Source organism: Flavobacterium sp. B183 (assembly GCF_023539155.1).
GTDB lineage: Bacteria > Bacteroidota > Bacteroidia > Flavobacteriales > Flavobacteriaceae > Flavobacterium > Flavobacterium tructae.
Window position 1 is genome coordinate 1006524 of record NZ_CP097434.1, and the last position, 12554, is coordinate 1019077.

Here is a 12554-nt window from a genome sequence, read left to right on the forward strand (position 1 = left end):
TTACCTTATTACAGTTATTGATCCTTTTTTTTCACCATTGTCGGATTTAATGACATAGTAATATACCGGATTAACATTTTTAAAATCTTTTATAAACGTATTGGTTTCAGGATTATAATCACTACCTAAACCGTCATACATAATTTCACCATTAGAGCTCATGATTATTATTTTCGTCTGGACTGTTTTATAAACATCCGGAATATTCCAATAAGGATTCTGGAGACTTACAACATTAGGAATCACTGTTGTCGACGCCATTGGCCCCGTAACTTTAAAACTAAACTCCTGAGAAGAAATACAGCCCGATGCCTGAGAAATTTTAACTTTATAATTACCAGGAACAGATACAACATAAGAACTTGATGTTGCACTTGCAATTGCGTTCCCATTTAAAAACCATTCAAAAGTAGGATTTGAAGCATCTGTTGTAACTGAAACATTCAGAGTCTCCCCCTCGTTTAACGAAGTGGTTTCCGGAGCATCTATACTCGCATTAAAGCTATTACTTTTCAGATCGATAGTTCCTGTAGCACTACATCCTCCAAAATCAACCTGCACAGTATAAACTCCCGATGCATTTGCATTAATACTACGGGTAGTAGCACCAGAAATTATCGCTCCGTCTTTCTTCCATACATAAGTGTTTCCGGAAGTAGCTGTTAAAACAGTTCCTGATCCGGATGCACAAAATGGGTTTCCTAAACTAGAGCTAATGGTAACTGCCGATCCTCCCGATCCTGATGTGGTTACATCAACACGATTAGAGCTAAAATTTACATCAGAACATAAACCATAGTCAATTTCGGCATAATATTTTCCGGCAGAATTTACAATCAAATCTTTAGAACTTTGCCCGGCAATTACAGCACCATCTTTGTACCATTTGTATTTTAGATTGGAATAATTAGCAGGTGACGAAGCCTGATCAGAAGGTGTAGGATTATAAACGGAGAGTGTAAGATTTCCGCCAGCACAAAAAGACGCTGTTGGCTGTTTTTCGTTAATATAAAACGAACTTACATAAGTACTGTAATAAACAGAAAAGGTTGTATTACCAACGGCGTTCTTAAATCTTGGGCTATTTACCACAGGTGTAGTATTTAAGCTCTTAACGCGTAAACTGTATACATCTGATCCTTTTAGATTAGTAGGAACCGCAAATTTAATTGTTTGTTGTTTTAAAGCAGTGTCATCTGTAACCGCAAGTGTTGTAGTCGCAGTTGGGTTTGTAAAACTTCCAGTCTCATCAGAAAGTTCTACGGCAAAAGTTGTTCCAGCGGGAAAATCCACGTAGCTGAAAGTTGCAAAATATTCATTAAACACAACGCCATTGACAATAAAACCAGCGCAGATTCTCTCAAAGGGAAGCTGCTGTGGTCCTATTACTGGCGTTTGGGCATATGAATTTAATTTAGTTAAAACAACTAAAGAAAACAAAAGCACTATTTTGGTGAAATTTGGGGTAATTTTTTGAATCATATAGTGCGTGTTCTTGCTAAATCTATGTCTTCAAAAAAGAGGATATCAATAAATGTTTCAGAAAAATCGTACTTATAGTTCTCGATAATATCCTTTGCAAGAACTGAAAAAGAACCGGTTAAAAACGAATTTTCTTTGCACTCTGAATTCTGATGTTTCCCTTCAGCTGCCATAGAAAGGCTATCCTTGGGGATGGATAGCCCTGCTAATAACTGATTAGAATTATCTAATTCGCCGATACATACTGGATCAGCATTTTTTATCTTTTGGTTCTCACAGCCTCTAATTTCGCTTATTGCTTCAGTAGAAGTAGGTCGTTCTACTGTGGTATTTTGAGCATATAAACTAAGCGAAATAGGGAAAACCAAAAATATTATATATATAAAATATTTTTTTCTAGATGTTGCCATTATGTCTTGATCTTTATTTGTCCGGTATTAAGACGAATACATAAATTGTGTCTGGGGACTTTATTAATAAAATTTACGCTGAAATAAAAATCGAAATCTATTATCTGTTGCTGCTAGACGCTGTAATTTTTCCTAATTGCAATCTGAAATCTGGTTTCTTAGGATTGAAAATATCAATGAAAGTCTCTCTGTTGTTACTTTGAGAATACACATTGAAAAATACACTATTTCCGTACCAGCTTTCTAAGTCTTCATTGTTTGAGTTGTACTCTGTAAAGATATTTCCGTTACATAGGTTAAAGTACATTTCTTCAAATTTGATTTTCTTAAGATTAGCATCATTAATTTCTGTTTTACTGTCTAATAAAACAGCTGGATTAAATCCGGAAATTACACTACGCTTCATTTCAAGAGAAGCATTTTCAGCTACAAAAACAGCTTCTTTTACTAATCCTGACTGAATATCAGCTTTGATGTTTTCGCTGTCATTAAGCATAGTGATATTAGTTGCAACAACTAAAGTTTGTTTTTTAGTAAAATCTGTTTCACTTTTCTTTTCGAAAGATTTTACTTCCATACAACGAGAACCGTCTTTATTACTTGATAAATAAGAAGATCTTACTGCTAATGAATTGTACAAACGACATTGTACACCCTGAGTAAATTTGTAATCGTCATTGATTGATTTATAAGATACAAATTTAGTAGCGTTTACATCACCTCCAAAAAAGGCAAATGAGTCACCGCCAGAGTAGCTTACCATAACGTTGTCAAGTACTGTTTTAGATCCAACACCGGCAAAAGTTATACCGTTGAAAGTGTCCACACCTTTTACTTTTTTACCTGCAAATTCAACTCTTACGAATCTTAAAATTCCTGAATTAGCAGCAGCATTATCACCACCGTAAGTCGTTAAACTAGGATCAAGATCTAAGTTATAAGAACCAACATTTCCAAATTTATTAATTGGTGCATCGCCAAGAATTACGATTCCACCCCAGTCTCCAGCTTTTTTCTGGCTACGGTTTGAAGTAAATACAATTGGGTCAGTCTCTAAACCATCGGCCATAATTTGGGCACCTTTTGTTACAACAAGAGTTCCTTTTGTTTCAAAATCACCAATGATTAAAGTTCCTGGTTCAATAGTTAAAACTGCATTGTTCGTAACATAAACATTACCTTGCAGTACGTAAATATTCTTTTTCAGCAATTTAGTATTAACAGAAATATTTCCTGCTAAAATTTGGTTTGCTTCTCCATACTCTACTTTGTTAGGCTTAAATTCGGTCCAGTTGTTCAACCAATTGTTGTAGCCCATAATTCCTTTCTCTTGTTGAGCACTCATACTCGTAACTGTCAAAAGAACGCAGATCATTTGAGTAATTTTTTTCATGATAAGGGGGTATTACAGTTAATAATAAATTTGGGTATGCGTAAATGAAAAAACTCGTCTCGAATTTTCTGATAATACTCAGAACTTTTCGAGAGAGTTGTTTTTTATTTCTTTTCTAAAAACATCTATATAAATTTAATCATCTATATAGACATTGACAAAAAAAGTTTTAAAAATTATAAATATTACATTTCGTTCAATTCGTTGAACTCGTGTAAAGATTTCAATGTGCTTTCGTAGAATAAAATTGCGGCGATTAAGTTTCCTTTATCAGAATACGGCATCATCTTTCTTTGAAATTCTACTGTTGTATCTAAAAATGTTGTTGTACCAACAGCCTGTCCATCTAACACTTTTTTGTGTTCGTTGTCGTCCGGAATACCTAAGTCGGCCATTGTAACTCCCGGTTTTGTTACCAAAGCAATGTAAGGAAGAGTTTTTACTAAAACTTTAATACGCTCGATGTACAATTCTAAAAGTTCTCCTTTTTGCATACCACTCAGTTCTTTTTGATCATGGTATTTGCGAATAATCGCAGTTGTACTGATTATACTTCTTGGAGCATTTTTCGCCTGAGCCGAAATGGCACCAGTCGTCATAAAAAAAAGTGCACTTAATAAAATAATTTTCCCTTTCATAGATTCTTAGTTTATAATTGGTTGTTCATAAAAACAAAAATATAGAAATTAACTTAAACTGCAACTTTATTAATTTCTTTTTTCAAAAAAAAAGCTTAAAAAAAGCTTAAAAACCAGCGTTATGTCGAGAAAATGTGCGTTTTAACGAGGTTTTAGTTAAAATTGACTCGATCTTAAAGGGTAAGATATTGGCTATAAAAACAAAACAATACGCTACAGTATTAATCAAAAAAAGCTTTCGTTAATCGTTATACAGCAAAAAACTATTAACAAAAAAGTCTTAATATCTCCACATCTTGCTATGTTTATTAACAAAAGTTGGTTAACAAACGTCAAAAAAACAGTCCGAAATCTTCATGATTATTAGAAATGTCTCTGTATGGATAAACTTTTGAGCTAAAATTTTTGACTACATCATTTTCTTCTATCTTTGCTTCATGCAATTTTCTCAAATTTTAGGTCAGGATTACATCAAAAGTCACTTGATAAAAAGTGCAGCTTCCGGACGAATTCCGCATGCACAACTATTCATTGGGCCGGAAGGAAGTGGCACATTATCAACAGCAATTGCCTACGCACAATATATTTTGTGCAACAACACAGGAGACGAAAACTCAAACGGAAATGATTCCTGCAATTTGAAATTTCAAAATCTCTCTCATCCCGACTTGCATTTTATTTATCCGACAGTGACCACTGAGGATGTCAAAACAAAACCCAAAAGTTTAGATTTTATTCAGGACTGGCGCACTTTTATACAGGAAATGCCATATGGAGGTTTGTTTGACTGGTACAAAGTACTTGGTGTTCAAAACAAACAAGGAGAAATTCGAGTTGAAGATGCACAGGAAGTTTTGAAATCATTTTCACTAAAATCATACGAAGGCGGTTACAAAATTATGATTATCTGGATGGCCGATAAAATGAATATTGCCGCCTCCAACAAACTTTTAAAATTACTCGAAGAACCTTCAGACAAGACTATTTTTATTCTTATTTCTGAAAACGAAGAAGATATAATTCAAACCATCCGATCCCGTTGTCAGGTTATTCACTTTAACGGACTTCCCGAAAAAGTAATTGCAGAAGCTTTAGTTTCTAAAGAAAATATCGACGAAAAATTAGCTTTTAAAATCGCACATCAGGCACAGGGAAATTTTAGTAAGGCCTTACATCTCATAAAAGAAGATGATTCAGAGTTACCTTTCGAACAATGGTTTGTCAACTGGGTTCGTGCTGCGTTTAGAGCGAAAGGAAATGCAGCTGCCATTCAGGATTTAATTTCCTGGAGTGAAGAAATTGCCGGTCTGGGACGTGAAAGTCAGAAAAAATTCATCCAGTTTTGCATGGAAATGTTTCGACAAGCCTTGCTGCTTAACTATCAGGCTCCTACTCTTGTGTACATCGAACCAAAAGTAGATAAATTCAAACTCGAAAATTTTGCACCTTTTGTCAACGGGAACAATATTCACGAAATTTTCAAAGAACTTTCGGATGCGATGTATCATATCGAAAGAAACGGAAATGCAAAAATAATTTTAACCGACTTATCTATAAAACTGACTCGTTTAATCCACAAAAAATAGTTATCAAATGAATAATGTTGCCTCCATTTTACTATTAGCATTTTTAGCTTTAACCTTCTTACAGTCCGGATACGAAAAAATATTTTACTGGAAAGACAATGTCGAGTGGCTTAAAGGACATTTTGCCAAAACAAGACTTAAAAACCAAGTACCACTTGCCTTGCTTCATCTTTTAATTATGGAATTAATCTCCGGAATTTTATGTGTTGTCGGAGCGATACAATTGCTCACCGACAGTGGCCGGGAATTTGGTTTATACGGAGCTATATTTTCATGTATCACATTGCTAATGATGCTTTTCGGACAGCGGTTAGCCAAAGATTACGACGGTGCAAGAACCATAGTTATCTATTTTGTTCCGGCAGTAATGGCGGTTTACTGGTTGAACTAATCTGACATAATCGTACCGCTTTAAAGTCAATAAAAAATAAAAATTAAATCGTCACAGATTCAACATTCGTAAAACAAAACTGAATTGAAATCAAAAAATAAAGTTGTGGCAAAAAATAAAATTTACAGTAAAAAAATGAATGCAAAACACCCATCAGAGTCCCTTACAATCTTAACCGATTTAGTTTTACCAAGTGAAACAAATCCTTTAAACAACCTTTTTGGTGGCGAATTATTAGCCCGAATGGATCGTGCCGCAAGTATTGCAGCCCGCAGACATTCCCGCCGAATTGTAGTTACGGCCTCTGTAAATCACGTGGCTTTTAACAGAGCTATTTCGTTAGGAAGTGTTGTAACGGTTGAAGCAAAAGTTTCAAGATCTTTCAAAAGTTCAATGGAAGTTTTCATTGATGTTTGGGTAGAAGACCGCGAATCTGGTAACAGAACCAAAGCCAACGAAGCCATCTACACTTTTGTAGCCGTAGACGATACCGGCAGACCTGTAGAAGTACCTGCTATATTGCCTGAAACTGAACTTGAAATACAACGTTTTGATGCTGCTTTGCGTCGTAAACAACTTAGTTTAGTGTTAGCCGGGAAACTAAATCCTTCCGATGCCACAGAATTAAAGGCTTTATTCTTGTAGTACAAATTGTGACAATTTGGAACAATCAAACTTCGAAAAAAGAACTATTTTTACAAAATATAAGCCTGCCTAATAAAGATCAAGAAGTTAGTATCTTCTTTACATTTATTTGAAAGAAAAAAATAACAATTTAGACATTTAAGAAAAGATGAGTTCAGACAAAGAAGCCAAATTAAAAGCGTTACAACTAACGCTTGATAAACTTGACAAAACCTACGGAAAAGGAACCGTAATGAAAATGGGCGACAGAGCCATTGTGGAGGTAGAAACGATTTCTTCTGGCTCACTTGGCGTTGATTTAGCCCTTGGAGTAAATGGATATCCAAAAGGAAGAATTATTGAAATATACGGTCCTGAATCCTCTGGTAAGACCACTCTAACCTTGCATGCAATAGCTGAAGCTCAAAAAGCCGGCGGAATAGCTGCTTTTATCGATGCTGAACATGCTTTCGACAGAAATTATGCTGAAAAATTGGGTGTCGATATCGAAAACTTAATCATCTCGCAACCGGATAACGGAGAACAAGCGCTGGAAATTGCTGAAAATTTAATTCGCTCAGGAGCAATTGATATTGTGGTAATTGACTCTGTTGCTGCATTGACTCCAAAAAGTGAAATCGAAGGTGAAATGGGAGATTCAAAAATGGGTCTTCATGCACGTTTAATGTCACAAGCATTAAGAAAACTTACCGGAACCATCAGTAAAACAAACTGTACCGTTTTCTTCATCAACCAGTTGAGGGAAAAAATTGGTGTTATGTTTGGTAATCCTGAGACCACAACGGGAGGTAATGCTCTAAAATTCTACGCTTCGGTACGTTTAGATATTCGTCGTTCTTCGCAAATTAAAGACGGTGAAAATGTAATTGGAAACAGAACCAAAGTTAAAATTGTAAAAAACAAAGTTGCTCCGCCTTTCAAAACTGCCGAATTTGATATTATGTACGGAGAAGGAGTTTCTAAAACTGGTGAAATTCTTGATCTTGCTGTTGAATTTGAAATCGTTAAAAAAGCAGGTTCCTGGTTTAGTTATGGCGACACCAAATTAGGACAAGGTCGTGATGCTGTAAAAGCTTTGATCAAAGATAATCCGGAATTAGCGGACGAACTTGAGATTAAAATCAAAGCACATATCAAAGAATTAGCAGACGCTTAAAATCATTAAAAGTATTACAATCAATACTTTACATACAACCCGATCCTTTCCAAAAAATGATCGGGTTTTTTATTTAAAAAAATATGCATTTACTGACGCAACCATTCCGCAACCGAGCCATCTTAGTAAGAGACAAAAGATTTGACTGGTACTTAGCCAAAAGTATCTGATCAAAGGTTTTTCTTTAAATTTGGTTGGTTTGTTCAATAAAAATCCGTTAGTTTTTTGGTTCTAACGGGTTTTTATTCTTTTTTTTCACCTTTTCACGCAACCTTTTTCATTTTTTACGCTCTATACTAGTATATCATTAACTTGAGTTTTGTTAAACTCTTTAGTATCAACCTAAAATATTTTAACCATGAAAGAGAGAATAGAAGTGTTGTACAACAAAAACCGTAAAAAAACCAAATTGAAATTGAGAAAAGTATTGCGTTTTATTTCCGAAAAAATAATTCATAGATAATCATTATTGAATATAAAATGGAGTAATTTTAATTCAAAAGAAAACCCGGCAATTTTCAAAATTTTGCCGGGTTTTATCCTTAAAATGAGTTACTACTCTTTGTTTTTAAACTTCAGTAAATCTTTATAAATCATCTGTCTCACCTGATCTCGTAATTCTTTTCGATGGTCAGCAGTCAATCCGTCTGTAGAAACAAAAGGAAGTACCTTTGCACGCATTTTTCCAGGACTTCCACTGAAAAAAGTATATGAAAACCTTTCCTTGTTATCTGCAAAAACAATGGGAACGATCGGAATCTGGTGCTCGATTGCCAGACGAAAAGCACCGTCCTTAAACTCATCCAGTAAAATAGATTCATCGTCAGGAACTCCACCTTCAGGGAAAATACAAATACTAAGCCCTTGATTCAACCTGTTTTGCGCTCTTTTAAAAACCTCATTTTTACTTTTCGAAGAACTTCGATCAACTAAAATACAGGTTCTTTTATAGAAAAATCCAAACAAAGGAATCTTCGAAAGTTCTTTCTTTCCAACAAAAACAAACGGATTTTTAACCAGAGCCAGCATTAGCATAATATCGGTCATCGAAGTATGATTGGCCACGATCATATAGCTCTTATTTCGAACCAGCTTCTCTTCACGCTCGACTTTATAATAAAAACCCATCCCGAAAAGGATAAATTTAGCCCAAATGCGGGCCATTTTAAAAAAATAGGGGTAACCCTTCTCTGATGCTATAGAAACTAGCAAAAACGGCAGCATAATCAATATCGGAATGGCCATTAAAATATAAAACCATACACGCCATAAAACCCAAAAAACAACTTTTAATCCTTTCATGGTTTCAAATGTAATAAATCAGAAATGAATTTGGATTTTTCGCTCCTTAGAATTTTTAAATCTTACTCTTTTCTCCAAAATAAAACTTAAAATCAATGAGATGTTTGATAAACTTTGCCCACTTTGTAAAAAACTTTGCGACCTTTGCGGTTAAAAAAAATAAACTTGCAATCTTTGTGATTGAAAGATTAAGAAAAAACGAGAATGGCAAAAATACTGACCGGTGTTCAGAGTACTGGAACGCCACACTTAGGCAATTTATTGGGAGCAATTATTCCTGCAATCGAATTATCAAACAATCCGGCAAATGAATCCTTTTTATTTATCGCTGATTTACATTCGATTACACAAATTAAAGACGGTAAAACTCTTAGAGAAAACACCTACAGCACTGCTGCCGCCTGGCTAGCCTGTGGTCTAAATCCTGATAAAGTAACCTTTTACAGACAATCTGATGTGGTACAAACGACAGAATTAACCTGGTATTTAAGCTGCTTTTTTCCTTTTCAGCGTCTGACTCTGGCACATTCATTTAAAGATAAAGCCGATCGTTTAGACGACGTTAACGCCGGACTTTTTACATATCCGATGTTAATGGCCGCCGATATTTTATTGTATGATGCTGAATTTGTTCCTGTTGGTAAAGATCAATTACAGCATTTAGAAATCACTCGTGATGTCGCTTCGCGTTTCAACCACCAAATGGGCGAAACCTTTGTAATTCCGGAAGCTAAAATTCAGGAAGACGGCAAACTGATTCCGGGAACAAACGGTGGAAAAATGAGTAAATCAGCTAACAATCTGATCAATATTTTCCTTGACGATAAAACAATTCGTAAACAGGTAATGAGTATTGAAACCGATAGTACGCCACTTGAAGAACCTAAAAATCCGGACACTTGTAATGCTTTTGCCATTTATTCCTTGCTGGCAACCGAAACGCAAATCGCCGAAATGAGAGCCAACTATTTAGGAGGAAACTATGGATACGGTCACGCCAAACAGGCTTTGTTTGAACTGATTATAGAAAAGTTTAAAACCGAAAGAGAACGATATACTTACTACATGAACAACCTTGAAGAAGTAGACGCTTTACTGAAAAAAGGAGCATCAAAAGCTTCCGTAATTGCTGATGGAGTTTTAGCCAAAGTAAGAGAAGTTCTTGGATTTAGTAAATAAACATCTAAACCGACGGGTTTTAAAAACCCGTCAGGTTTAATTCAAATTAAACGGCCTCAAACAACTTTCCAGGTAAGGGTCGAATGACTCCTTTCAATTCCATGTTTAAGAGAATTCCCGAAATTTTGTAAATAGGAAAATCACACTGCAGTGCGATAATATCAAGCAATTCTTTACCGTTTTTTAGCAGAAAATCATACACCTTTTGCTCCTCTATTTCCAAGTGAATAAAGAGCTGTTTTTGAACCGGTTTTGCCTTTGTTTCCACATTCCAATTCAGCATATAAACCAAATCAGCAGCACTCGTTAACACATTGGCCCGTTGTGTTTTAATTAGATTATTACACCCCTGACTGTATTTATCTGTCACACGTCCGGGAACGGCAAAAACATCACGATTGTAATCATTGGCAAGATTTGCGGTAATCAGCGAACCACCCTTTTCAGCAGATTCTATAACAATCGTTGCTTCAGTCATACCCGCTACAATACGATTTCTACGTACAAAATTTTCCTTATCAGGATTTGATGTACTCCAAAACTCGGTTATAAAACCACCATTTTCTTCCATTGGAACAATATACTTCTTATGCGATTTTGGATAAATCTGATTGAGACCATGTGCCAGAACTCCTATAGTTTGCAGGTTAAAATCCATCGCCCGCTGATGTGCTACAATATCCACACCATACGCAAAACCGCTAACGATTATCGGATCGAGAGGTGCCAGTTCTTCAATTAAATTTCGGCAAAACTCTGTTCCATAAGAGGTAATCTGGCGCGTTCCCACAATACTGATTATTCGTTTATTTGCTAAATTTATGTTTCCAGAGCTAAAAATCAGGACAGGAGAATCAATACAATGTTTTAAACGTTCCGGATAGCCATCCTCTTTAAAAAAAGACACTTTAACCCCACTAGATTTCATAAATTCCATTTCCTGATTCGCTTTGTCAAAAACCGATTTATCCTTAAAATTCTGCAATAAAACCGATCCAACACCATCAATAGCAGTAATTTGACTCCCCTTACTTTTAAAAACAGCTTCTGCACTGCCAAAATAATGAAGCAGCTTTTTAGCCATTATATCTCCAACTCCATCGACTTTTAATAAGGCTAATAAATAGAATAAATCCTGATCCGGCATCCGTGTAAAATATTATGTAAAATAAGAAAAACTAAAACTTAAAATTTGAAGCACAAATATCATAAAAAGAAAGTATAATCCTATTAAATTTTAATATAAATACGGTTTCAAAACATACACGCCTTAAAAACTACCTATTAACTATTTGAAAAAGAATTGTCTATAAAAATAAAGCAATTGTTAATAAAAATTGTGAATAACATTTTGATAAGTATTCTGTAGTTGTAACTTTGTTACTATGAAAATCGAAAATTACATAGCACAGTTACTGTATCGTTATCAGTGTGTAACGGTTCCAGGGTTTGGAGCATTTTTAACAGAAATTCAATCGGCAAAGCTGAATGAAAGCACAAATTCTTTCTTTCCACCGACAAAAATGATCTCTTTCAACGGTTATCTAAAAAACAATGATGGATTGTTGGCAAATCATATCGCACAGGCTGAAAAAACTTCTTATGGTTTTGCAGTTAGCGCCATTGCTTTTGAAGTCGTGAGCTGGAAAAAAACACTAGAAGAAAATGGTGTTGTAACACTTAAAAATATTGGTGAAATTCGATATAATGCTGATCAGAAAATGGTATTCACCCCTAATGATCAGACCAATTTCCTAACAAGTTCTTTTGGACTAAGTCCATTTGTTTCTCCGCTCGTTAAAAAAGAGAATTTCGAGCGAAAAATCGAGGAAATTTCGGAAGGAGATGCAATTTCACTATACGAAAATGAAGAAGGAAGAACAACAAATCCACTTTTGAAATATGCTGCAATACTAGTCTTAGGACTTGGAATTACAGGAAGTATCGGATATCCTTTATATCAAAATCAAATCGCCGCCAAAACACTTGTTGTAGAAAGCAGTGTGCAGAAAAAAGTGGAGAACAAGATTCAGGAAGCGACTTTCTTTATCCAAAATCCTATGCCTGCTGTAACACTCTCAGTAGATACAACAAATGTAGAAACAGCTGCTGAAAAAACAATGCCTTACCACATTATGGCCGGTGCATACAGAAGTGAAAAAAATGCCAGAAAAGCTTATAATCAATTGGTAAAAGATGGTTACGACGCCAGAATGCTGGGCGAAAACAAACACGGATTATTCCCGGTTCTTTACGGTAGCTATGCAACAATGGCTGAAGCCGAAAAAGCACAAAAAGAAATACAAAAAGGAGAAAATCCAGATGCCTGGATTCTTGTACAGCCTTTATAAAACTAAAAACAGCCCGTTCCT

General features: G+C 35.3%; 12 protein-coding genes. 6 read left to right on the forward strand and 6 right to left on the reverse strand.

The genetic code is table 11. The annotated features are described in order from the left end of the window. From sprC to M4I44_RS04480, 4 genes are all read right to left on the reverse strand, one after another. A complete protein-coding gene (gene sprC / locus M4I44_RS04465; RefSeq protein ID WP_249966631.1) occupies positions 1–1482 on the reverse strand; it encodes a gliding motility protein SprC in 1482 nt (493 codons plus the stop codon). Then, positions 1479–1892 (reverse strand): hypothetical protein, encoded by a 414-nt coding sequence (locus M4I44_RS04470; RefSeq protein WP_249966632.1) that lies wholly within the window; start codon positions 1890–1892, stop codon positions 1479–1481. Before M4I44_RS04470 ends, sprC begins: the two co-directional genes overlap by 4 nt. Before the next feature lie 100 nt (positions 1893–1992). After that, positions 1993–3285: a hypothetical protein gene (locus M4I44_RS04475; RefSeq protein WP_017495776.1), complete on the reverse strand. Its 1293-nt coding sequence runs from the start codon at positions 3283–3285 to the stop codon at positions 1993–1995. A gap of 185 nt (positions 3286–3470) precedes the next feature. Next, positions 3471–3923, reverse strand: a complete 453-nt coding sequence (locus tag M4I44_RS04480; protein ID WP_017495775.1) for a hypothetical protein — start codon at positions 3921–3923, stop codon at positions 3471–3473. 437 nt (positions 3924–4360) lie between these two features. On the opposite strand from M4I44_RS04480, the gene M4I44_RS04485 reads away from it, so the two are divergent. The 4 genes from M4I44_RS04485 (at position 4361) to recA (ending at position 7701) form a co-directional block, all read left to right on the forward strand. Beyond that, positions 4361–5509 carry a DNA polymerase III subunit delta' gene (locus tag M4I44_RS04485; protein WP_017495773.1) on the forward strand — a complete coding sequence of 383 codons (1149 nt, stop codon included), beginning with the start codon at positions 4361–4363 and terminating at the stop codon, positions 5507–5509. A 7-nt stretch (positions 5510–5516) separates the two neighbouring features. Next, on the forward strand, positions 5517–5900 hold the full coding sequence (locus M4I44_RS04490; RefSeq protein WP_249966633.1) for a DoxX family protein: 384 nt from the start codon (positions 5517–5519) through the stop codon (positions 5898–5900). Between the two features lie 135 nt (positions 5901–6035). Beyond that, positions 6036–6545 carry an acyl-CoA thioesterase gene (locus M4I44_RS04495; RefSeq protein ID WP_026109914.1) on the forward strand — a complete coding sequence of 170 codons (510 nt, stop codon included), beginning with the start codon at positions 6036–6038 and terminating at the stop codon, positions 6543–6545. 148 nt (positions 6546–6693) lie between these two features. Then, complete coding sequence (gene recA / locus M4I44_RS04500) at positions 6694–7701, forward strand: recombinase RecA (protein ID WP_017495770.1); 1008 nt, start codon at positions 6694–6696, stop codon at positions 7699–7701. Positions 7702–8256: 555 nt separating this feature from the next. On the opposite strand, the gene M4I44_RS04505 is transcribed toward recA, so the two are convergent. After that, the gene (locus M4I44_RS04505) at positions 8257–9003 is read right to left on the reverse strand and encodes a 1-acyl-sn-glycerol-3-phosphate acyltransferase (protein WP_017495768.1); all 747 of its coding nucleotides are present in this window, start codon (positions 9001–9003) and stop codon (positions 8257–8259) included. Positions 9004–9207: 204 nt separating this feature from the next. On the opposite strand from M4I44_RS04505, the gene trpS reads away from it, so the two are divergent. Continuing rightward, positions 9208–10182 (forward strand): tryptophan--tRNA ligase, encoded by a 975-nt coding sequence (gene trpS / locus M4I44_RS04510; RefSeq protein WP_249966634.1) that lies wholly within the window; start codon positions 9208–9210, stop codon positions 10180–10182. Between the two features lie 46 nt (positions 10183–10228). Here trpS and dprA read toward each other — a convergent pair whose 3' ends face one another. Further along, positions 10229–11329, reverse strand: a complete 1101-nt coding sequence (gene dprA, locus M4I44_RS04515) for a DNA-processing protein DprA (protein ID WP_249966635.1) — start codon at positions 11327–11329, stop codon at positions 10229–10231. A 238-nt stretch (positions 11330–11567) separates the two neighbouring features. On the opposite strand from dprA, the gene M4I44_RS04520 reads away from it, so the two are divergent. Next, positions 11568–12533, forward strand: a complete 966-nt coding sequence (locus M4I44_RS04520) for an SPOR domain-containing protein (protein ID WP_249966636.1) — start codon at positions 11568–11570, stop codon at positions 12531–12533. Positions 12534–12554 lie beyond the last annotated feature (21 nt).

Bases quoted from the DNA above. Each gene is read 5' to 3' on its own strand.
- sprC (WP_249966631.1), bottom strand. From the start codon at position 1,482: ATGATTCAAAAAATTACCCCAAATTTCACCAAAATAGTGCTTTTGTTT.
- M4I44_RS04470 (WP_249966632.1), bottom strand. From the start codon at position 1,892: ATGGCAACATCTAGAAAAAAATATTTTATATATATAATATTTTTGGTT.
- M4I44_RS04475 (WP_017495776.1), bottom strand. From the start codon at position 3,285: ATGAAAAAAATTACTCAAATGATCTGCGTTCTTTTGACAGTTACGAGT.
- M4I44_RS04480 (WP_017495775.1), bottom strand. From the start codon at position 3,923: ATGAAAGGGAAAATTATTTTATTAAGTGCACTTTTTTTTATGACGACT.
- M4I44_RS04485 (WP_017495773.1), top strand. From the start codon at position 4,361: ATGCAATTTTCTCAAATTTTAGGTCAGGATTACATCAAAAGTCACTTG.
- M4I44_RS04490 (WP_249966633.1), top strand. From the start codon at position 5,517: ATGAATAATGTTGCCTCCATTTTACTATTAGCATTTTTAGCTTTAACC.
- M4I44_RS04495 (WP_026109914.1), top strand. From the start codon at position 6,036: ATGAATGCAAAACACCCATCAGAGTCCCTTACAATCTTAACCGATTTA.
- recA (WP_017495770.1), top strand. From the start codon at position 6,694: ATGAGTTCAGACAAAGAAGCCAAATTAAAAGCGTTACAACTAACGCTT.
- M4I44_RS04505 (WP_017495768.1), bottom strand. From the start codon at position 9,003: ATGAAAGGATTAAAAGTTGTTTTTTGGGTTTTATGGCGTGTATGGTTT.
- trpS (WP_249966634.1), top strand. From the start codon at position 9,208: ATGGCAAAAATACTGACCGGTGTTCAGAGTACTGGAACGCCACACTTA.
- dprA (WP_249966635.1), bottom strand. From the start codon at position 11,329: ATGCCGGATCAGGATTTATTCTATTTATTAGCCTTATTAAAAGTCGAT.
- M4I44_RS04520 (WP_249966636.1), top strand. From the start codon at position 11,568: ATGAAAATCGAAAATTACATAGCACAGTTACTGTATCGTTATCAGTGT.